The sequence below is a fragment of the Oscillospiraceae bacterium genome (assembly GCA_035380125.1).
Lineage (GTDB): Bacteria > Bacillota > Clostridia > Oscillospirales > JAKOTC01 > DAOPZJ01.
Map to the genome: position 1 here is coordinate 1 of DAOSWV010000019.1, position 22,732 is coordinate 22,732.

Below are 22,732 nucleotides of genomic sequence, written 5' to 3' on the forward strand. Positions count from 1 at the left end.
GCATTAGCCTTTTTTTCTACCACTCGCCTAGCGAGTGGTTTTCTGGATACAAAGAAGCAGCGGCTCGATTCACCCGCTGCTCCGATTATGAAATAAATCACAGGAGGTTTGAGAGATGAAAAAGTTCTTCGCACTCGCAATGTCTTTGTTCCTGCTGGCCGGACTGGTACTGCCGGTTTTCGCGACGGATGACGCCGTTCCGTTAACCGGTGAGGTCATCAATGTCTACAACTGGGGACAGTATATCTCCGACGGCACCGACGGCTATATCGACGTCAACGCAGAATTCACCCGCCGCACCGGCATCAAGGTCAATTATTCGACCTATGATTCCAACGAGGCGCTCTATTCCAAACTCAAGACCGGCGGCGCAAGTTACGACATCATCATCCCCTCCGATTATATGGTGGGAAAGCTGATTGAAGAGGGGCTCGTGCAGAAACTCGACTACACCAATATTCCCAATTACGCAAACATTGACAGCGAATTTAAAGGACGCACCTTTGATCCGACCAATGATTACAGTGTTCCCTATGCCTGGGGTTGCGTGGGCCTGATTTACAACAGCAAATACGTCACCGAAGAGGTTACCGGATGGGATCTATTGTGGGACAACGATTATGCCGGTAAAATTCTGATGTTCGATAACAGCCGCGACGCGTTTGCCATCGCTCAGCTTTTACTCGGCATCGACGTCAACACGACCTCCACGCAGGAACTCGACGAGACCGCCGCTAAACTGTCCGAACAAAAACCGTTGGTGCAAATCTACGTCATGGATCAGGTGTTTAGCCAGATGGAGACCGAAGAGGCCTGGATCGCTCCTTATTATGCGGGTGATTTTTTGACCATGCAGGCAGAAAATGAAGATCTGGCGTTCTGCTTCCCCGAAGAGGGATTTAACCTGTTCATTGATTCGATCTGCATCCCGACCGGCGCTCAGAATAAAACAGCCGCCGAACAGTATATCAACTTCCTGTGCGATCCGGAGATCTCGGGGCAGAACATGGAATACCTCGGATATTCCACACCGATCAGTGCCGCAAAAGCCTTTATGGATCCCGAAGTGGCTGAAAACCCGATCGCCTATCCCCCGGAAGAGGTACTCACACGCGGCGTCACCTTTGAGACTCTTCCGTCCGAAACCACCCAATATACAAACGAACTGTTTGATACGGTTAAGACCTCAAGCAGCGGTTGGAGCTGGTACATTTTAATCATTCTCGCCGTTGTGGTTGCCGCAGTGATCATCTTCTTCGTCGTCAGAAAGAAAAAACGCACCGATTATTAATAGACCTTTCGGGCGCACAAGCCGGCAATACGGCTTGTGCGCTTTTTGAATCTGATTCTGCCCAGGGATGATGTGTTTCACACCCCCGCTTTAACTTGACAAAACGAAAATATTTGGTTAATATATTTTAGGTGATTTTTGCTTTGGCTTTAATCACGCATTTGTTTTAAGAAAGGTATCATCATGAATTTTTGGCAGGGAAAAATCTGTCCCGTCTGTAAAAAAGAATTCAACGATAAAGACGACATCGTCTATTGCCCCGAATGCGGAACGGCGCATCACCGAGAATGCTGGAACCAAAACGGCGCCTGTTTCTTTGCGCCCGAGCATGCTAACGGCAATTTTGATACGACTAATGAGCTTACTGCGCCTTCCGGACCTTCTAAAACAAACTCCGTAATCCATGGTGTCGATGAAAACGGAAAAATCATCTGTGACTTCTGCGGCTATCACAACGACCCGATGTTTCGCGTCTGCCTCAACTGCGGACACGAATTAACACTGCCGAATCCGGAATTCAAAGCAACTCCGAATTATCCCCCGCCCCCGGGTTCCAACGCCTATAATGACGGTGATACTGTCTATAATGACGACGGTAAGCTGGTCGAAGATATCAGCCGCGCCGATATGGCTCGGTTTTACGGTGCCAATTCGGACGCCGCCATTCACAGTTTCAAACAGATCAGTCAGGGAAAACTGGCTTTTTCCGGGTATGCATTTATCGGATCATTCTTCTGGCTTTTGTATCACAAAATGGTCAGTGCCGGACTTGCGATTGCGCTGGCAGTGATGTCTCCTATCCTTGCATTGTACGGCATCATCTGTGTCAAATGTGCGGATGCGCTTATGGTCGCAACCAACTCCATCACCGATTATGATGCCTATATGACCGAACAATACCGTATTATCAACGAATTTCTCTCCGCAAATATGGCGATTGTGAATATCTGTATTGCGCTCACAGTGATTCTATATATCTTGTCGATGGTGTTTTGCGGATTTTTCGGCATGAAACTCTATTACAACAAAGCTGTCAAGACCATCCGCATGATCCGTCAGCGCTCCTACGACCGCTATCAGCGCGAATATCTGTTTGCGGCCAAGGGCGGTGTCAATGCATTTGCGGTTTTGCTTCCATTTGTGCTGTATTTCTTCGCCTCTTCCTTTGTGGCATATATCTGTCTGATTTTCAGCTAAAGGAGCGTTTTTTATGAAAGTTACAAAAGCTGTCATCCCCGCCGCCGGGCTCGGTACCCGCGTTCTGCCTGCAACCAAGGCAATCCCGAAAGAGATGCTACCCATCGTCGACAAACCCTCGATCCAGTATATCGTCGAGGAGGCGGTCGCCGCCGGTATTACCGACATTCTGATTATCACCAATCGCGGCAAAGTGGCGATGGAAGATCATTTCGATCGCTCTCCCGAATTGGAAGAACGCCTCTTGGCAGGCAACAAAACCGCGCTTTACAACTCGGTATTGGAGACTTCGAAGATGGCCAATATCTATTTTATCCGTCAAAAAGAGACCAAGGGACTCGGTCATGCCATCGGTTGTGCACGCGGTTTTGTCGGCAATGAGCCGTTTGCGGTGCTCTACGGCGACGACGTGATCGCAGGCGGAAAAAAGCCGGCCATTGGTGAACTCTGCGAGGCCTATGAAAAATACGGCAAAGGTGTCGCCGGTATTAAGGAAGTCGACCGCGAATCCATCAAAAAATACTGTTCATTGGCGGTTTCTCCGCTTGAAGATCGTACTTTTGCAATTTCGGATATGGTTGAAAAACCGAGTGACGAACAGATTATGTCTCTTTATGCGATTTTGGGCAGATGCGTGCTCACACCGGAAATTTTCGAAATTCTCGACAAAACCCCTCCCGGTGCGGGCGGAGAAATTCAACTTACCGACGCCATGCGGGTGCTCGCACAGCGTTACGGTATGGTCGGTTATGAATTCACCGGCAAGCGATATGACATCGGCAACAAACTCGGATACCTCGAAGCCATCGTTGAACTGGGTGTCAAGCATCCCGAACTGGGTTCGGATTTCAGCAATTATTTGAAATCTTTCATTAAAAATCTATCCTAAGCTTGAAAATTTCATACCCATAAATTGCATTTGCTTTTTTTAAGTCTGAATATTATAATATCAATTTCGGCAGTCGGCAAACGACCCGGTCGGACGGCCGCCCTGCAAGGGGAGGAAAGTCCGGGCTTCATAGGGCGGGATAACGGCTAACGGCCGCCAGGGGTGACCCTCGGACAAGTGCAACAGAGATATACCGCCTGCGTGCTGCGCAAGCAACACGTTGGTAAGGGTGGAAAGGCGAGGTAAGAGCTCACCGGTGCAGCGGGAGACCGCCGCTCCCTGTAAACTCTATCCGAAGCAACATCGACTGGGTGACGCGCCGGCCCGGCGCATTCCCGACAGATGGCATGAGGCGGACAGCAATGCCCGTCCCAGATAGATGGTCGTCACGGTGAAAACCGTACAGAACCCGGCTTACAGACCGGATCGTTTGCCGACTGCCGAAATAACTTTTGCGTAAGGCGTTTCTTGCACAAAAAGTTGCAGTAAAACCACATTCATATCAAGGCAAATAAATACATTACAGTTGTTTTACCCAATGCGAAGTCACTCTCCTAAGTGGCTTCAAATATATGCTCCCGTAGCTCAGCTGGATAGAGCGGCCGCCTCCTAAGCGGCAGGCCATGCGTTCAAATCGCACCGGGAGTGCCAAGAAAAAACCACGCCATGCGTGGTTTTTTCAGTGATATCCGTTCCTGTCGGAACGGGTGATATGCCTTCGACGTGATATGCGCTGCGCGTGAGATGTGCCTGCGGCACGTGATGGAACGATATCATATCACTCCGGAAAAACGAGAGTGATGGTAGCGGCACATTTTGGCATAAAATTCACTCCCTTATTTTTATTATGAATTTTAAACAATATAAAGGCAATATCCGTTATATCGTATTTATGTATTCCCTAATTCAAACATCGGAAGCAGAAGATTTTGGCCGTCGCAGATATAATCAAGGTTTTCGATATCGTTCAGCGCTTTAATGATGCCGATATTCGTTTGATAGTCTAGACCGAGTGATTTGCAGATGCTTGAAAGCGTGTCTCCCTTTTGAACGGTGTAAACAATGAAAAATACGGATTCTGATTCATTTGCTTCAAGTTTCGCAAGCAATGATTTCAACTCGGTCAGCATAGCCTCTTGATTGTCGAAAACAAGCTGTCCGGATTCGATTTTCTCTATAAGATCCGAAACATCGTCCTTATTCTCGGAATCGAGTACTTGATTTACGAATACCTCTTTTAGCGAGGTGATTTCAGTGTTTTGCGCTTCAATGGTTTGTGTCTGGACGCTCACAGTTGATTCCAACTCGCTTTGTTGTTGTTTTCTCTCGTTTAAAAGGTTGTTTTGATGAAACAACAATCCACCCGCAGCAACAATCAGCACCGCGAGCAGTGCGATAAAAACAGCGTTTTGCTTTTTATTTGATTTCTCCGTCTCGGTTTTCAATTTCCGCTGCTCGATCTTAATGGGTTTTTCGACGCCGTCATAAATATAAAACCCGTTCAGCTTCTCGACCTTCCCGTTTTTCCACTGGAAAAATCCGCGGATGTTTTGCAGCGGATCAACGACATAGGCCACCTGAAACGGCATATTGAAGAAATTCTCCTGAATGAACATGTCGTAATTGGACAGAAAGATTCCGTAGTTCGGGTGCGTATGCTGCCAGCCGATAATTTTCAGATTCGGAAACCGGTGGTCATGTTCTTTATGAATAAAATCCCAGGTCTCGTGGGTGAAAGTCAGCGTCGAGGCTGAGGCGTCGGTATATTTGGCTTCGATGAATTCGGAAATCACAACACAGGTTTTTCCCGCAGATACCGTATAATCACCCAATAAAATACTGCCGAGCTCTTGTTTTGTATCGGATTCGGCATAATGTTCGATGTTTTTATAGATATCCTGCTTAATATACACCTTCACATCTTCATTCTCAATTTTTCCGACCGTGATGAAATTCACCGGAAGCTGAATATTTCCCTCTGTCGATTTTTCCTTTTCATTGACTTCAATCTCGATATCGCTCATATTTCACATCTCCTGCCTGTCGGTCAATTATATGCGATGATGATATTGATGATTAATAATACAATGGCCGCGGCTATCGCAGCTCCGGTATTGATTCCGCCGTGATTCATAACATAAATCGGCCGTAGAGATTCGTCCATGATCTCTTCCTTGATTATCATTACCTGAATACGTTTCATATAGATGTAATTGGCAAATATCGCAAAGACGATTCTGGTGACCAATAATATGATAAAACCGTATATCGGCCATTGAGCCAAAGCGATTGCGCCGACAACAAATGCCGCACCGATTCCGTACATTTTTCTGTACATGCACCAATAAGGGGTAACGAGCATCGCCGGCCAATTCCAACTCACGATGGTATCCGACAGGCGCATGCGCTTGAACTTCTCCAGATAAAACGGGACATTTCGTACAATGTACTTTGCCTCGGGATGAGCGGTATCTTTAAAATACATCTCCTGCATGGTTACAACAGGATCGGGAGCTCCCTGATAAACCGGATTCTGTATGGCCGCAGTCGCTGCAGCGGAGGATACAGTACTTTCCCGTGCCACAAAACGATATCCGCACTCACTGCAAAACAGATGTTCCTCCTCCCGCTTTGCGCCGCACTTCGGGCAGAATTTCGCCCTGACAGTTACTGCTGTGGGAGGAGCGGCAATTACTGCAGCTACACTGGTGGAGCCGGCGGAAATCGGTCTTTCAAATTCATACTGCGCTGCAACGGGTTGTGCGCTTTCGGGTTGTACACTGCCGACGCCCTGAATGGTTCCGCTGCACCCGAAGGTGCTGCAGCCCTGATTTTCCACCCAGCACTCCCTGTGATGCGGCATTCCGCATTCGCTGCAGACAACAATATCGTCGTCAGCGGCGAATTCCGTTTTGCAATAGGGGCATGTTTTTCCTGCGAACGTATTCATGGCTTTATTTCCTTTCGTTTCTATTCGCTCTCCGAACTTCCGCTTCCCTGTTCCGCTTCTGACGATTCGGGTACAGAAGATACTTCCGCTGAACTGGTCTGATCGATTTCGGACAGCTCCGACTGCTGCATAATGATGATCTCTTGTTGGATCGTGTTCATATTTGCAATTATCAGTTTTTGCGTCTCCAGCAGATTTGAAATCCTTTTTTGCATGCCGATCAAAGAAATCGACAGAAGAATCACAGAGATAACAAGCGCTCCGAGCAAAATGTCCCTGGCCGAAAACGATGCCTTGGATTTTTCGGAATCCTGATCATCTTCCTGTGCTTCCGCCTGCTGGATCGTCACACCCGTTTTGTCGTAAATATAGAACCCTTTACTGCGCTCGATCACACCGTTTTTCCAGAAAAAGAAACCCTCGCTGTTTTGGACGGGATCCACCACATAGGCGATCTGCTGTTCTTCTTTGAAAAAATTCCCGTGGATGAACTTGTCGTTTTCGGATAAAAAGATACCGTAATCGGGGTGTGTATGAATCCAACCCACGATTTTCAACCCTGAGTACTTCTTTTCGAGTTCGCTGTGAATGGACTTCCAGGTCTCGTGTGTAAAAGTCAAAGTCGTCGCCGTGGATGCGGTGAATTTCGCCTCAATGAATCCGGAAATCAGGATATTCATTTTCCCGAATGCGGAGACCGTGCTGCCGACCAATACGCCGCCGGTTTCAACGCTCGTTTTCCCCTTGGAAAACCGATGTACAGCTTTGTAAACCGGCTGTGAGATATAAATTTTTTTATCCTCATCGGCGGTCTGTTCACCGATAAAAGCGATGTTCTGCGGTAAAACCTCACCGCTGTTCGTAGTGACAACTCGTCTGTTTTTCTTTTTCGCCATGGTTTTCACTCCATAATATCAATCTCAAAATCGGTTCTCTCGGAGGGGTCCGCTTTGGGCTTTTTGCGGTTTTTATAAACCAGTACGACGATTAAAATCACATTCAACACTGCCGAAATACATAAAATCGCAATTAAAACCGGGTCTTTTGCACTATCGGTGACGATATCATCGGTGGGTTGAGCTTCCGATTCGCCGGGTATGCTTTGGACGGACGAGACCTCGATCCGCTGTGCGACATTGCCCTTATCATCCAATTCAATTCCGTTTTGGGCGAGGAATTTCGTGACTTCGGCAATCGGGATCGAGAGGCCTATGCCCTCGCTGTCAGCCAGCTTCAGTGTATTGACGCCGAGCACTTCCCCGCTGTCGTTTAGCAGCGGGCCCCCGCTGTTGCCCGGATTGACCGCCGCGTCAATCTGGATATAAGTGTTGCCGTCAACCTCCCGATTTTTCGCCGATATAATTCCTTTGGTCAGGGTATAGGCCAGATTTTCCGGTGCACCGACCGTGTAGATATCATCGCCGACTTTTCCGTCGGAACCGGCAACAATCAATGCGGAAAATGTGACGCCGTCCACCTGGAGCACGGCAATATCCAAGTCCTCATCCATCAGTGCTACTTTTGCGCGATATTCGCTGCCCGAATGGGTGTAGACATAAATATTCAATCGATTGTCGATAACATGCGCATTGGTGATGATACAGTTTTCACCGATGGAAAATCCGCTGCCGAGTGCATCCCCCGAGCAGACAACAAATACCGATTCATAGACCGTGTCTGCGTCGAATCCCATTGCCGAAACAGGTATGCCGAACAGAAGCATCACTCCTGTCAGCAATACCGCCGTTATAATTTTTAAAATTCTTCTCATCCGGCATCCACCACACTGTCTATTTTGTATTGAAGACCAATACGGAGTTGCCAATCGCAATGGTATCTCCTTTTTTCAGCATCTGCCGCTGGATTCTTCTGCCGTTGACAACCGTACCCAACGGAGAGCCCTGATCGACGACCGTATATTTGCTGCCTTCGAGTACGATGTCACAGTGATGCGGTGCGACCAGCTTGTCCTTGAACAACACAATCGTATTCTTTGCGTTGTTTCCGATGCTCGTCGTACCCGCAAACACCAGATATTCCTTACCCTCAAACTCGCCGCGGATTACCTTGAGCCAGGCCTGTTTTGCAAACTGCTCCAATAAACCGACACCGAGACCGATTAAAATTCCCATCACAATGATTCCCACACAACGGGAGACGATGTCATTCGGAATGAGGTCATAAATACCGTTGAAAATAAATCCGCCGAGGAATGCACCGATCAGACCGCCAAGCGTGCAATACAGCAGCCGTTTCTTCTCCGGCTTAATCAAACCGACCGCCAACCCCACTCCGATTCCCATAACCGCCCAACTGAATCCTCGGATCATGGAGGACATAAAATCCGATGTGTCTTCATTAAGCAGTCCGGCATACATCCACTGTGCGATATATCCGCTTATAAATCCCGCAGCAACGGAAATGCCGGCGCTGATCAATGCGTATCTCAACGCCTGTTTTGCCGATCCGTAATACACACCCTCACCGATTCCCAGCATCAACCCGATGAACAGCGCCACAAACGAAAACCACACGCCGGTCGATGTCCTGTTGACACGATCCATCACCGCGTAAAATTCATCTTCGGTGCCGTCAAAGTTTTCATATGCTGTTTCGTAAGCATCATTCGCGTTTTCATAAGATACAATATATTGATCATATAAACGCTGATCCGATGTGGTCATATCGTCTGCCCAAGAATCAAAACTCGAATCCTTTTTTGGATTCAAATCGTTATCTCTGCAATAAGCATAAAAGCGCTGATTCAGCTGGTCGGAAATCTTATCTGTCTGATCCCACAGCTCATAGAAATCAGCCAGTTCGGTATAACCCGAAATCTTTGCGATTACCGCATCGCTTGCCGCAGTTTGCATCAATTCAGAACCGCCGAAGCCCAATATGGCACCGATCAGTGCCCATAATAAACCCTTCACAAAAATGGTTTTGAAATTGATCCGACGGCCTTTGACCAAACCGCCGTGTGCAACTGTCTGCATCCGTTGTGCGGTCGGGACAAATTCGATTCCGGCAAGTTCCTCGGCCGTGATGTCAAAATCGTTCCCCGCAGGTTTTTCCATCACAAGCGCCGGCACCGGTATAAATGGCTGCGGCTGTTCCGGCTGAGGTTCAGGGGTGGGTTGCGACTCGGGTTGGGATTCCGGTCGAAGTTGGGGTTCGGTTTCAATGGTGGGTTGAGGAGGAGAATCCGACTCCGGAGTCTCGTCAAATAACTCAATCTCAAAATCACGTTTTTCTTTGCCGTCATCGGCGATATTTAGATTGACGTCTCCGACCGGAAACAGATGGCGGTTTTCCATCGCCCATCTGGCAGCTTCGGCTGAAAGGGGACTGTAAGAATTCCAGGATTTATATTGAATCATATCGCCGATGTTGACGATGATGTCGGCCAGAGATTCGCCGGCGCCCCAGATGTCGCCGATGCAGATCTGTCCGTCCCGAAAATTCGGGTGCCAGATCGGCGTCAGGATTTTACAGATCGGTTTGAATCTCGGATATTCGGCATGGAGGGTGATTTCAACCTCGTGCCGTCCCAGCTTTTGAACGCTTCCATCCGGCAGCAAATAAATGCCGTTGACAAAATAGGTCACATGATATTTTTCCGGCGGCTCTTCCCCGACGGGTGTGACAATAATGTTTTTGTGACCTGTGAAATCCTTTTTGATCTGCTCCCAGTCGGAAGCAATTCTGCGCATTCTGGGCGTCATAAACAAATTCCTTTCTGTCAGAGCTCTGCAAAAACCTCTTTTTCATCGCCGGTGAATTCATAATACCGCAGTTTCGTCCCCACCCTTCCGGTGATGATGTGCAGCGGCGGAATCCCGACGTCATATGGTGTTTGATCTAAAAACGGCTCGGTTCCGTTCAGGGAGTGAAAGCTGTCAAAATCCATGGTTTTACCGCATTTTGCACAGGTGATATCCATACCGCTCAGCTGATGTATGGGTTTTAAAAGTTCTTTTATTTCACCGCAGGTACAACCCGCCGCAGTTGCAATATCTCGGTCAAAATCCACCACTGCATTTTCGCCCATCTCGTTTTTAATGGCGGCGACCAGTTCTTTCAAGGTCATCGTTCGGACCGACCAGGGTTTCTGCTCGATTTTTTCATAGGAGTCATGGCTCATGCAGTCGGGCTTTCGCTGATATTCCACGATATAGGAGTCATGCGTCAGACCATTGAAGACATAACATTTTCCGGCGAGAGTGGGCAGTTCTCGGTCACTATGCAGCAACTTCAGCATTTCCTGCACCTGAATACCCGCGATTACCGACGAAGACGTCGGTGTGGTCGGAATTTTCCCCTCAGCCATCTGCTCATGAGTCAACAGCGCACAGGATTTGCGTTTATTGATCAGTTTCCAATCCGTCTCGGTCATCGTGCACTCGTAACAGGCGCCGTCCGGAGGCAGAAAAACCCGCGCGAACCCGTTTAACACTTCGATCGCCCCATCAATCCAAGGCTTGTTGACTTTATAACAGGCTTGATTGATTGCCAGCCGCGCTTCACGGTTGTCGAGCCCGCCCAAGATTACATCGGCTCTCCGAAATACACCCAGTCCGATGTCATCAATGATATTGCCGATAAACGCTTTCGCTTTTACATCGGGGTTAAGCTCCGTCGCCCGTTCTGCGGCTACCTCGGCTTTATATCTTCCGACGTCCTTTGCACGAAACAGAACCGAGCGTGTCAGATTTGTGTGTTCAATTCGGTCCATATCGACAATGAGAAGTCTACCGATACCGAGCAGTGCCAGATTCTTGATGATTTCGTTGCCGATCGCACCTGCACCGACAACCATTATCGTCGCTTCGGACAGACGTTTTTGATCCCACCAGGGGATCAGCCGCAATCGGTCGTACCGGTCCTCTTCAAAATCGGCACTCGACAGTTCGATGTTATTTTCCATACTCAGCCCGCGGTGATCTCCGGCTGTAACCGCAATACGTCTCCGTCCCGAATTCCGGCTTCGGCAAGCGTTTGCGACTCCAACAGCTGCTTTCCGGTCACCTTATGTATGAATTTGTAGCTGATCGGATTTCCGTCGGGTCCGACGGACGGAAGTTTGATTTTCTCGATCAGCTTTACCATGATGATACCGCATTTGATATCATCCGGTAAGCCGACTTTTTGCTCCTTGTTTCCCGTCGCATCCACGATTACCACGTTTACTCTGCCCATTTTTGACGCTCCTTGTTTTTATTTTTCTTCATTTTGTTTTGCCTTTTTGGCTTTTTTTACTAAAATCAATCCGTATACTGCCCCAATTGCCGCACCCGCCAAAACAATTAGAACAACCACCCACTCTGATTCACCTTGAGGTTCCGTCACCGCAATATCCGAAAAATCAACACTTGCGGTTTCAATCGACTGTGCCGCAATAACCGGAACGGTTCGAGTCTCGGTTGAACCGCAGTGTGTGCAGCTGCGCTCTTCCAAACCCTCTTGATCTGCAGTGGCTTCGGTTACAACGATCCATTCACCGAATGCGTGCCCCAATGCCGAAATGGTTTCCGTCTGTTTTTCACCGCATTCGCAGGTGCGGGTCTTGGTTCCGTCTTCAGTGCATATCGGTTCGGCGGTCACCTTCCATTCGCCGTATTCATGGACATGTTGCCCGGCAAATGTAACCTCGATCATCGCCAAACCGTCATCAATATTCGTATATTTTTCTCCGTTTATTTCGTTTGTTATTTTGCAAAAGTAATAGCGTGTTGTGCCGGAGTGTTCGCTTCCGCTGATCGTAATGGTGTCGGAGATCTCTCCAGAAATTGCTTTCGCTTCGTCCGGGTCATCTTTTGCACTCTCGTACCACTGATAACTAATCTTACCTCTTTCGGATTCACTCAACGAAATATCGGCTTTCAGTGTGACGTTTTCATCGGGCAAAACACTTACTTTATTTGTGCTGTATTCCGGTGTAGGAACCGGTGTGCTGACCGTCACCGAAACCACATTGCTGAACGCATTATTGGATTTTCCCTTTTTCGTATTAATAACTTTACATTGATAATACCGTATTCCGCCCTTACTTGTATCGCATGATAAAGTATTCCCTACCGCTCCATCAATCGGCGTGATCTCCCTTGTATTTTCCGCAGAGGCTTCGTACCATTGATAACTGAGGGTGCCGCCGTCCGAAGCGGTTGCGATGGCTGTGAGTTTGCATTCCTCGTTTTTATTTGCAGTGAACGATTGGATGGTTGAAATTGTGGGTGTTGCCGGTTTGTATTCTTGAACTTTGATTGTTTTTATAAAACAAGTTCCCATGAATTTGTTGTAAAAATTAACATAACAGACTAAGCTTTTATTATTGAGAGAGCTGTTAATATTCGAGATTGTGAGTGAATTGGTGGATCCACCTGAAAATATAACCCCGTATTTTGAGGCTGTGGCAGCGTTACATTCTTCTGTTGTGTTCCCAGAAGTTCCATTTAATACCCACCGAAATGTCATTCCTTCCCGAATTTCGCCTGCACTTACTGTTATGGATTCTCCTTCCATTACCACAAGAGTACCCGTTATTGTATGGATTGATAGCGTTGAAGATCCCGAAAAAGAGATTGGGAAAAGAGCGACCGCAAGCAGGATGGCCAAGGCCGAAAACAGTTTTTTCATGTTTTTTCCTTCCGTTTCTTTATTTCTCGACAGCGTTTTATTTCATTTGTTCCCTTTAGGCTGTCTTGTCGCGGAGGTCGATTTAAATGAATAAGGAATATCTGGATAAGTATAGCATGCAATTATTTACATGTCAACCGTTTCCACGCCTTAAAGAATGGTTTTATGATTGACAAATCCGCCGAAATAAACTATATTATGTCACATAAAATGAGAACGGGAGGGGACTAATTTTGAAAAATTTTTTATGCGTTTTTTTGCTTGTTTTTATAGTCCTTTCCGCTTTTACGCTGCCGCTGTCCGCTTCGCCTGCCGACACGGTTATCGAGAATTTATCCGCTTTTAACGAACAATTCAGTGTTTCGACCGATAATATTATCAGTGTGTTTCGGGAGGCTTTTGCCGCTAAGCCCGAATTAATCTTTTATTATTACGGAATGTCTTACACCGTTTACGGCGACCACACCGACTGCGAGGTGCAATATACCAACACCGATATCGCGATAAGCAATATTCAGATTGTCAACTCGAGCAGCGAATTATATGAGTGTCTCCGGTCCGCTATGATGAATGCAGAAACGAAAGTCTATGTTGTCTTTACCGGTGGTAAAGAATTAAATACCGACTTTTCCGATATAATCGATCAAATTCATGACCGCGACTATATCGCCTACATGGGTTATAAAAGTATCTCGGTGCACAGTTTTATCAACAATCACTCCGACGCTATTGCGTATATGATTGATTTCACCTACGGGTATGATAGCGCCACTATGACCGAGATGAAACAAGAGACCAAAGCCGAAGTGGACTGGTTGGCTTCAGAGGTGTTTTCACCCGGAATGAGTGAATATATGCTCGTAAAATCCATACATGATTATTTGATCGATAATACCGTATATGCTCAAAACAGCAATGAGAATTTTATTTATTATGCTTACGGGCCGTTAGTCAAAGGCACAGGCGTCTGCGAGGGATATGCGGAAGCAGCTCGTCTGCTCTTTGATGCGGTCGGTATTGAATCTTTATTTGTCAGCGGAACAGTAGATGATAGCATCCCTCACGCCTGGAACCTTGTAAAAATCGGGGGGAATTGGTATCAACTCGACATCACCTGGGACGACCCCATCACCTCGGACGGCAGAGACGTCAAAACCTATGAATATTTCAATATAACAGACGCCGAAATGGCATTGGATCACGTGTGGAGCGGAAATTATCCGCCCTGCACTGCCACTGACCGGGGAATCGGCGCAACAGATACTGCCGTTCGTCCGGAGTCCCAGGATGAATCCTCAGAACCGAGTAGCGTTGAAACGTCTTCCGTTCAAGCGAGTTTACCGGAGCCCGTTTCCTCTTCCCAAACGGTCTCATCTAAGCCATCCGAACCCTCGGCTTCAGCCGCTTCTTCCGAAACCTCATCGCAAAAATCGGTATCTCCGGAATCATCTTCACTGATTGTCAGTTCATTTGAAAGCTCTTCCGAACCGATTTTGCCGACTTTTTCGGTTTCGTCCATCCCTGCCTCATCCGAACCATCGGCTTTCGAATTCTCAACGCTTATAACTTCGCTGTCACACCAATTGGGCATATCCATACCGTTTGTCACGGCTTTACTTGCCGTCGCCGCAGTTGCTTTTCTTATCATTATTGTAGCCTTGATATTCAGAAAAAGAGATTAAGGAGAATCGAATGCCATGAAATCTTATCGACAGGAACTCCGATTCCATATCCCGACACGCCGCGCTTATATCAACATCACACCACAGGTCGACGCAGCGCTTGCGGAGAGCGGCATCCGTGAGGGGCTGCCTTGTCAATGCAATGAATATCACGGCAAGCGTTTTTATTAACGATGATGAAAGCGGCCTGCACCGCGATTTTGAACGCTGGCTGGAAAAGCTCGCGCCGGAAAAGCCCTACAGCCAATATGACCATAACGGTTACGAGGATAACGCCGACGCTCACTTAAAACGCACTGTAATGGGGCGTGAGGTTGTAGTAGCCGTCACGAACGGTAAATTAGATTTCGGAACTTGGGAACAGATTTTTTACGGCGAGTTCGACGGCATGCGCGACAAACGTGTGCTGGTTAAAATTATCGGAGAATAAGGCTTTACGGTTCAATTAAAAAACACAGGAGGCTAATGCCCCTGTGTTTTTCTTTGCGTTTATCTTGTTTCAGTTCGAATCTGCGTTCTTTTTCCGCTTCACGAATCGCTTTAGATTTACCTTTTCTCTCCAGTTTTCCCTGTTCCTGCTGAAGTTTCAGCGCCTGGCTGCGCTTTTGTGCCGATTCCCGGATTTTTTAAATAACGGCTGATTTCACGCTGCATGCGTTTGGGATTGACATGCCTGTCGTATTTTCGCTCATCTTCGGGAAATTCGCTGAATTTCTATTTACGCCAGTTTTCAAGGATGTAAATCCAAACTTCGGAATCCTTCCCCCCGACTACCGGCCGGAACATGTTTACCTTTACGGCGGTTCTTTTGCTATAAACCGTCTTTGAGATATAACATTTACATCTGTATTTTGTCAAGAAAAGAGGCGGGGCAACGCCCCGCCTCTTTTTATAAATTCGATGCTCAGATGGAAAGTCCCGGAATGACCATTGTCAGAATTCTCAGAACAAAGAGTCCGAACGCAACCCACATGACTGCGGAGATGTCCCTAGCTTTACCGGTGAAGAGCTTGAGGATAACCCATGCCAGCATGCCGAACATGATGCCGTTTGCGATGGAATAGGTGAACGGCATGAAGCAGATCGCCAAGAAGCCGCCGACCGTATCGGCGATGTCGGTTGTAAAGTCCATCTTCAGGACGGATTTCATCATCAGCAAACCGACAAAAATCAGTGCCGGAGCCGTTGCAAAGCCCGGAATAGCCAAGAAGATCGGGGAAAGAATCAGCGAGACGATAAACAAAAGACCGGTGACGATCGCCGTTAAACCGGTTTTACCGCCCTCGGCGACACCGGCTGTCGACTCAACATAGCTGGTGACGGTCGAGGTGCCGAGCATGGAGCCGCCGACGGTACCGATCGCGTCTGTCATCAGGACACGTCCGGCACGCGGAAGTTTGCCGTCTTTATCGAGCAGATTGCCTTCTGATGCGACGCCGATAACCGTTCCGACCGTGTCAAACAGGTCGACGAACAGGAAGGCAAACGTAATGATGATGAAATCCATCAAATGCTGACCGACGAACGCAAAATTAAATTTGAAGAAGGTCGGCGCCAAAGACGGAACGCTCAAACCGTCCGCAAATGACGGAATCAAGGAATAGACACCGGCATCAATGTTTACAACATACCAACCTGTCAGTTCGGCAATGATGCCGAGAATCCAAGTTGCGAGGATACCAATCAAAATGGAGCCTTTTACTTTGTAATGCCAGAGAATGCCGATAATTAAAATACCGACAAAAGCAAGCACGACCTGCGGGGTTTTTAAGCTGCCGAGATCAACGAGCGTGGAACTGTTGGCCACCACAATACCGGCGCCTTTAAGGCCGATGATCGCGATAAACAGACCGATACCGGCGGTAATGCCGTATTTGAGGTTGGCAGGAACACCGTTGACAAGCGCTTCACGGAATTTGAATATAGAGAGCAGAATAAAAATAATACCCTCGACCAGAATTGCGGTCAGGGCTACTCTCCATGGATCCGTAATGCCCATGGCTTGAATCTGCGGGACAACGGTATAGGCGAAATAAGCGTTCAATCCCATGCCGGAGGCCAGCGCGATCGGATAATTTGCGAATACGCCCATTAGGATGGTCGCAAACGCTGCGGACACGGCCGTCGCCGTAAAAATGGCGCCCTTGTCCATACCGGAGGCAGACAGAATACTCGGGTTGACGGCGAGTATGTACGCCATCGCAAGGAACGTTGTGATTCCGGCGATAATTTCGGTGCGTGTCGTCGAGCCGCGTTCCTTGATCTTGAAAAACTTGTCCAAGAGAAACTCCTCCTAAAAAAAATATTTGCCTAAACCTTGTCATACAAGGGGAGAGAAGTTTGTATCACAAGGTTTGTGCTGGTGGAGATAAGCGGGATCGAACCGCTGACCTCTTGAATGCCATTCAAGCGCTCTCCCAGCTGAGCTATACCCCCACGAAAACCATGTGATATAAAATAAACTAATCCCGGTCGGTTGGTTAGGCGCCTCCGACCTAAATAAATCGTGATAACGGCGAAAAGCCGCAAAACAGCGATCACAAAAGCATCATACCATATCCCTGCTCTCTTTTCAAGCAATCTTTCCGAAAAAATTTTTATAGATTTTATCTTTGTCTGATTTTACAAAAATCATACGAAAACTTTGGCTAATTTTATCTTTATCGTTGACCTTGTTTACTATATATGGTATACTATAAACAAATAGTGCCGATATGCGGTGTTTTTCATTTTCGGAGGTGGCGGGCTTGAGGGATATTGCAGGAGACCTTGCGGGCGATTTCTCGGGCTGCGTTCCCTGCGACAGCGAGGATGGGCTTTACGAAGCGGAAGGGGTCGTTGACCGCGTCGTATTTGCCAACGAGGAAAACGGTTACCATGTCGTCGAACTGCTGTGCGGCGGTGACATTCTGACGGTTGTCGGCGAGATGCCGCAGCTCTACCCTGGCGAGCGTCTGAAAGCGATCGGCAAGTTTGTAACCCACTCTTCTTACGGCAAACAACTCGAGGTACAGTCCTCCGAACGCCGCCTGCCCGACAACCGCGAAGATATCCTTCGGTATCTGATGTCCGGTGCTGTCAAAGGCATCGGCCCCATCAGCGCCGAACGGATTTTCGACCGCTTTGGAGACGATACCTTATTTATATTGGAAAACGATCCGATGCAGGTTGCCGAAGTACGCGGATTTTCCCACAAAAAAGCCGTCGCAATCGCCGAAGAACTGACAAAGCTTTTTGATTTACGCAGAATGCTGATCTATCTCTCGGGATACGGTCTTCGTCCTTCGGAATCGGTTAAAACGATACGGGTACTCGGTGAAAACACGATGCAATTGGTCGAGGACAATCCCTACATCCTCTGCTGTAACGCCATCGGCCTCGATTTTGCGCGCGTTGATGCGCTTGCTTTTGAGCGCGGATTTGAATATAACAACGATAACCGATTGGGTGCGGGCGTCTTGCATGTGCTGCGTCATAACCTCCAGAACGGCCACACCTGCCTGCCGACCGATAAACTGCTCGGTGCCGCTCAAACACTTTTACGCTGCGAACCCGAACTGGCCGAGAACGCCCTGAACAGTCAGATGGAATTAGGTGAGATTTTACCTGTTTCTTTCGGCGTACGGCAATTTTGTTTTCTCTCCAAGGTTTTTGTGGCTGAAAAAACCATCGCCGACCGCATGCGGATTCTCTCTCAGATCGATACTTACGCAAAACCTGTCAGCGATGCAGAGATCGCCGAACTTGAAAAATCTGTCGGCATCACTTATGAGAATTATCAAAAAGAAGCCATCCGCACCGCAGTTTCGCACGGAGCCTGCATCATTACCGGCGGCCCCGGTACCGGTAAGACGACAATATTATATGCAGTACTTCGGCTTTTACAAAACCGCGATTTAAAAGTCACTCTTGCGGCGCCGACCGGACGTGCGGCCAAACGCATGAGCGAACTCGTCGGCTGGGAGGCCACCACCATCCACCGTCTGCTCGACAGCAAAGTCGGCAACGGCGATGACCGCTGGCTTACCTTTGGACGCAATGAAGAATCCCCGCTTGACAGCGATGCGGTTATCATCGATGAGGCTTCCATGTGCGACATCTTTGTGATGGAGGGACTACTGCGGGCGATGCGCCCGGACGCCAAACTGATTCTGGTGGGTGACGCTGACCAGCTGCCCGCCGTCGGTGCGGGCAATATCATGCGCGATCTGGCCGGAAGCGGTAAGATTCCGTTGATCCGGTTGACAGAGATCTACCGGCAGGCAGCGTCTTCGCTGATCGTGGTCAATGCCCACCGCATCAACAGCGGAGAACCGCCCGTATTGGAACGCAAAGACGGTGATTTTTTCTTTATGCCCGTCCGTACCGAGACCGAATGTGTCAAAACGCTGGTGTCTCTGTGCTCTGCCCGCCTGCCCGCCCGTTACGGCTGGTCACCCTTCACGGATATTCAAGTATTGACCCCCGGCAGAAAAGGCGCGTTGGGTACCATTGAATTGAATAAAAAACTTCAGGCTGTTTTAAATCCACCGAGCGGAAGCCCGCAATATGATTACGAGGGATTTTCTTATCGAATCGGCGATAAAATTATGCAAACGCACAATGATTATGATATAATGTGGACAAGGGACGGCGAGGCCGGCATCGGATTGTATAACGGCGACAGCGGAATCGTCACCGGTATCGACAAAGCCGCGCGTCTTTTGTATGCCGATTTCGACGGACGGCAGGTCTGTTTCACCTCACAGCAGCTCAACGAGCTTGAACCCGCCTATGCCTGCACGGTGCACAAATCCCAAGGCAGCGAATTCGAGGCCGTGATTCTTCCGATTTTTCCGGCCTATTCCGAACAACTGATGTACCGTAATCTGCTCTATACCGCCGTGACCCGTGCAAAAAAAATGCTGATCATTGTGGGCAGCGAGGCAACCGTGATGAAGATGGTATCCAACGAAAAAAAGGCGCTGCGCTATACCGGGTTAAAAAAATTTTTGCTTGGATTGGATGAAGGAGCGGAATCCTGATGAAAAACGGGACATGGTTTGACCGCCTGATCTCTGCATTTTTTCCGCATAAGTGCATCTTCTGCGGCAAGGTCTGTGCCGATCTCGACTACTGCGGACAATGCCATCCCCCTTTTATGAAACGCCGCGACATGGAATTTGCCGGGCGGCGCGTTCCCAATGCGGACGGATTTTTCGCCCCATTCTTTTACATAAAGGGCGTCAAAAAAGCGGTAAGGGATTTAAAATTCAATCGCAAACGGCAAAATGCCGTTATCCTCGGGGAAATGATGGCGCACTGCTGCCTCGGTTCCGATTTCGGGCCTGTGGATTTTGTGACCTGCATCCCCCAAAGCGAACACAGCCGGCGTATACGCGAATACAATCAATCGCGACTGCTGGCTGAGCGAATCGCCGATGTTCTGGGGTTTCCGTTTTGCGAAACCATGATCTGTCTGCGCCACTCCACCGAACAAAAACAACTGACCGCCGCCGAACGTGCTGCCAACATCTTCGGCAGTTTTCAATTAAAACACAGTGTCTCTGTTAAAAAACGTTCAATTCTGTTGGTAGATGACGTCATGACTACCGGTTCAACTCTTTCTGAGGCAACTCGAGTTTTAAAATCAGCAGGCGCAAAAGAGGTTTTCGCCGTCTGTGCAGCCTCGGTAGTCTTTAAACGGGAAGTTGAAATTAAAACCTGAACCGTGTAAACCCTAAAAAAGAAAGGATGGTCACCAAATGGCATACGGCTTTCTCGGGTTAAATCAACATATTGCGATTGACCTCGGCACAGCCACCACAAAGGTATTTTTGCGCGGTAAGGGTATTCTGATCGACGAACCCACCGTTGCTGCCTTCAGCCGTGAAACCGGTGAGGTAATTGCCATAGGCGAAAAAGCCAGCAGGATGTTCGGACGCAACCCCGGCGGCATCGAGGTGATCAAACCGCTGGCGGACGGTGTAATCTCCGAATTTGACGTGACTGAGAAACTGCTGCGCCACTACATCAAAACCATCTGCGGTGACTTGCGTATTTTCAAGCCCGTCGTCATGGTTTCTGTGCCCGCCCGTATGACCGACGTTGAGGCCCGGGCGGTTGTTGACGCTTGCGATCTGGCAGGTGCGAGAGAGGTCTATCTGATCAGTGAACCGGTCGCTTCGGCAATCGGAAGCGGTCTTGACATTTCAAAACCACACGGTATTATGGTTGTTGATATCGGCGGCGGCACAACCGATATCGCGGTTATCACCTTGAACGGTATCAGCGCCACAAACTCGGTCAATTCAGCCGGAAATCGTTTTGACAGCGACATCATAAAATACATCCAACGCAGATATAAGTTAATTATCGGCGCACCGACCGCCGAACGCATTAAAAAAGAAGTCGGATGTGCGTTTTATAACGGAAAGCGTAAAACCACAATCGTCAAGGGCAGAAACTTTATTACCGGTATCCCTCAAGCGGTTGAAATCGGAAACGATATGCTTGCCGAAGCCCTTGCTGAAGCTGTCTCTCTGATCGTCGACGCAACAAAATCAGTGTTGGAACGCACTCCTCCGGAATTGATCAATGACATTAAGACCGACGGCATTTTACTCTCGGGCGGCGGCAGTATGCTGGAAGGATTGGACGAATATATGTCTCTGCACCTGAACACACCGGTGATCCGAGCGCTCAGCCCAAAAGATGCGGTTATTCTGGGCGCTGCAAAAGCACTGGACAATATCGATAAATTCACACCGGGTGCAAGAGGATATATCGACAACGTGTTTTAAATAAAAACCCCGTAAAAAGGAGCGAACCCATGAAAGTCATCGAGCGCGAAGAGGCGTTTATCCGCTGCGAAGGCGATGAATTCATCAACGGACCTTCGGTCGCCGTATGCCCACGCAAGGATATCCCGGGAAGCGGTGATATGATTCTGACCTTCGACCGAATGGACCGCCGAAAGAGCAACCTTTCAACCTCAATCTATCGGTCTTCCGACGGCGGGCGAACCTGGAAATTTCAAAGCGTCTTTGAGCACAAATTCGTCTATGATCTGCACGGCAGCAGTCGGCGGGACGGCTACGGCTCGGTTTTTTCTGACGATATCCGCGGAACGATGCTCTATTTCGGCACCGAGTTGTATTTTGATTACGGTGATCCGGACAGTCCCTCCAAAAAGCGCAAGATCTATTATCGGATTTCGTTTGATAATGGCTTCACCTGGTCGGACAAACGCCAGATCATTCAAAAAGGCATCAGCAGTTCCGGTCAGATGTACGATAAAACCCACTATATGCACAGCGTCAAATTCGGCGCCAATATGGCGACCCTCGTGATTCCGAACCTTGTACGCACAAAAGACCTTACACTGACCCTCGGCGTCAGTTCACAGGCGGTCGATCCCGGCTGGAACCGCATCGATTACTACGGCACAGGTTTTATGCGCAGCGGAGCCATTAAAGCAAAATGGAACGCGGCGGATTTGGGATATAACTTCGAATTCGGTAACTGGGCAACAATCGAAGTTGAACGCTCTACGCGCGGTCTTTTCGAACCGGTCTTATCCGTGGTCAACGGCGAACGGATTATGATGGTCGCACGCGGCAGCAACGCCCCCTACTCCACCGTCGAGGGCTGCAAATTCATGTTGGTGTCGGTCGATGAGGGACAGACATGGAGCCACCCGGAACCTCTTCTCTACGACGACGGCAGCATCATGTATTCCTCCTCCAGCCGTGCACGCACGTTCACACACTCCGACGGACGATTATTTTATATCGGCGTAATCAACGAGAAAAATCCGGTGGGCAATTTCCCGCGTTATCCGCTTTGTATTGCCGAGATAGACAAATACTCCTGCCGCGTAAAAAAAAAGACAGTCACGACGATTGTGACCAAACCCGACGATGTCGACGATACCAAAACGCTGTTCCCCGTCGATTTCACCGGGCATTGGGGATATGAACAATCCGACGGAAAACTCGTCGTGCTTGCCCCCTGCCGCCCCAATCTTTCCAAGTTCGGCGGATGGCTCAATAAATACGTAATAGAAGTATAGCATAAAATAAATTTATACCAAGAGAATTGTCCTT

18 protein-coding genes, 2 tRNA genes, 1 other RNA gene and 1 pseudogene are annotated in these 22,732 nt (G+C 48.5%); 11 read left to right on the top strand and 11 right to left on the bottom strand.

The window, feature by feature from the left end; translation table 11 throughout:
* Positions 1–115: 115 nt before the first annotated feature.
* The 5 genes from PK629_08735 to PK629_08755 all read left to right on the top strand — a co-directional run bounded on the left by PK629_08735 (position 116) and on the right by PK629_08755 (position 4,028).
* Positions 116–1,291 (top strand): spermidine/putrescine ABC transporter substrate-binding protein, encoded by a 1,176-nt coding sequence (locus PK629_08735; GenBank protein HOP11564.1) that lies wholly within the window; start codon positions 116–118, stop codon positions 1,289–1,291.
* A gap of 183 nt (positions 1,292–1,474) precedes the next feature.
* Entirely contained in the window at positions 1,475–2,488 is a 1,014-nt protein-coding gene (locus PK629_08740) for an RING finger protein (protein HOP11565.1), read from the top strand.
* Between the two features lie 13 nt (positions 2,489–2,501).
* Positions 2,502–3,377 carry a UTP--glucose-1-phosphate uridylyltransferase GalU gene (gene galU, locus PK629_08745; GenBank protein HOP11566.1) on the top strand — a complete coding sequence of 292 codons (876 nt, stop codon included), beginning with the start codon at positions 2,502–2,504 and terminating at the stop codon, positions 3,375–3,377.
* Positions 3,378–3,458: 81 nt separating this feature from the next.
* Positions 3,459–3,810: RNase P RNA component class A (rnpB, locus tag PK629_08750), an RNA gene on the top strand.
* A 141-nt stretch (positions 3,811–3,951) separates the two neighbouring features.
* Positions 3,952–4,028, top strand: a tRNA-Arg gene (locus tag PK629_08755).
* Positions 4,029–4,267: 239 nt separating this feature from the next.
* Here PK629_08755 and PK629_08760 read toward each other — a convergent pair.
* From PK629_08760 to PK629_08795, 8 genes are read right to left on the bottom strand one after another with little or no spacing between them, the layout of a single operon-like run.
* Positions 4,268–5,401: a LysM peptidoglycan-binding domain-containing protein gene (locus PK629_08760; protein HOP11567.1), complete on the bottom strand. Its 1,134-nt coding sequence runs from the start codon at positions 5,399–5,401 to the stop codon at positions 4,268–4,270.
* 23 nt (positions 5,402–5,424) lie between these two features.
* On the bottom strand, positions 5,425–6,327 hold the full coding sequence (locus PK629_08765; GenBank protein HOP11568.1) for an RING finger protein: 903 nt from the start codon (positions 6,325–6,327) through the stop codon (positions 5,425–5,427).
* A gap of 20 nt (positions 6,328–6,347) precedes the next feature.
* A complete protein-coding gene (locus tag PK629_08770) occupies positions 6,348–7,223 on the bottom strand; it encodes a hypothetical protein (GenBank protein HOP11569.1) in 876 nt (291 codons plus the stop codon).
* 5 nt (positions 7,224–7,228) lie between these two features.
* Positions 7,229–8,098, bottom strand: coding sequence for a trypsin-like peptidase domain-containing protein (locus PK629_08775; GenBank protein ID HOP11570.1), 870 nt, complete (start codon positions 8,096–8,098; stop codon positions 7,229–7,231).
* 19 nt (positions 8,099–8,117) lie between these two features.
* Positions 8,118–10,052: an FHA domain-containing protein gene (locus PK629_08780; protein HOP11571.1), complete on the bottom strand. Its 1,935-nt coding sequence runs from the start codon at positions 10,050–10,052 to the stop codon at positions 8,118–8,120.
* Positions 10,053–10,069: 17 nt separating this feature from the next.
* Positions 10,070–11,254: a ThiF family adenylyltransferase gene (locus PK629_08785; GenBank protein HOP11572.1), complete on the bottom strand. Its 1,185-nt coding sequence runs from the start codon at positions 11,252–11,254 to the stop codon at positions 10,070–10,072.
* Positions 11,255–11,256: 2 nt separating this feature from the next.
* On the bottom strand, positions 11,257–11,526 hold the full coding sequence (locus tag PK629_08790; protein ID HOP11573.1) for an EsaB/YukD family protein: 270 nt from the start codon (positions 11,524–11,526) through the stop codon (positions 11,257–11,259).
* Positions 11,527–11,544: 18 nt separating this feature from the next.
* A complete protein-coding gene (locus PK629_08795) occupies positions 11,545–12,963 on the bottom strand; it encodes a hypothetical protein (GenBank protein HOP11574.1) in 1,419 nt (472 codons plus the stop codon).
* Positions 12,964–13,196: 233 nt separating this feature from the next.
* On the opposite strand from PK629_08795, the gene PK629_08800 reads away from it, so the two are divergent.
* Both PK629_08800 and PK629_08805 read left to right on the top strand, forming a co-directional pair.
* Positions 13,197–14,645, top strand: a complete 1,449-nt coding sequence (locus PK629_08800) for a transglutaminase domain-containing protein (GenBank protein HOP11575.1) — start codon at positions 13,197–13,199, stop codon at positions 14,643–14,645.
* A gap of 15 nt (positions 14,646–14,660) precedes the next feature.
* Positions 14,661–15,075: pseudogene (locus tag PK629_08805) on the top strand (secondary thiamine-phosphate synthase enzyme YjbQ).
* 4 nt (positions 15,076–15,079) lie between these two features.
* On the opposite strand, the gene PK629_08810 reads toward PK629_08805, so the two are convergent.
* From PK629_08810 to PK629_08820, 3 genes are all read right to left on the bottom strand, one after another.
* Complete coding sequence (locus tag PK629_08810; GenBank protein ID HOP11576.1) at positions 15,080–15,208, bottom strand: DUF2992 family protein; 129 nt, start codon at positions 15,206–15,208, stop codon at positions 15,080–15,082.
* Positions 15,209–15,549: 341 nt separating this feature from the next.
* Positions 15,550–16,926 (bottom strand): NCS2 family permease, encoded by a 1,377-nt coding sequence (locus PK629_08815; protein HOP11577.1) that lies wholly within the window; start codon positions 16,924–16,926, stop codon positions 15,550–15,552.
* A 79-nt stretch (positions 16,927–17,005) separates the two neighbouring features.
* A tRNA-Ala gene (locus PK629_08820) sits at positions 17,006–17,081 on the bottom strand.
* 311 nt (positions 17,082–17,392) lie between these two features.
* Here PK629_08820 and PK629_08825 point away from each other — a divergent pair.
* Genes PK629_08825 through PK629_08840 form a run of 4 tightly spaced genes read left to right on the top strand, consistent with a single transcriptional unit; the run spans position 17,393 to position 22,698 of the window.
* Positions 17,393–19,669, top strand: a complete 2,277-nt coding sequence (locus PK629_08825; GenBank protein ID HOP11578.1) for an ATP-dependent RecD-like DNA helicase — start codon at positions 17,393–17,395, stop codon at positions 19,667–19,669.
* Positions 19,669–20,352 (top strand): phosphoribosyltransferase family protein, encoded by a 684-nt coding sequence (locus PK629_08830; GenBank protein HOP11579.1) that lies wholly within the window; start codon positions 19,669–19,671, stop codon positions 20,350–20,352. Before PK629_08825 ends, PK629_08830 begins: the two co-directional genes overlap by 1 nt.
* Positions 20,353–20,389: 37 nt before the next feature.
* Positions 20,390–21,427: a rod shape-determining protein gene (locus PK629_08835; protein ID HOP11580.1), complete on the top strand. Its 1,038-nt coding sequence runs from the start codon at positions 20,390–20,392 to the stop codon at positions 21,425–21,427.
* Between the two features lie 29 nt (positions 21,428–21,456).
* Positions 21,457–22,698, top strand: coding sequence for a sialidase family protein (locus tag PK629_08840; GenBank protein HOP11581.1), 1,242 nt, complete (start codon positions 21,457–21,459; stop codon positions 22,696–22,698).
* The last annotated feature ends 34 nt before the right edge of the window (positions 22,699–22,732 follow it).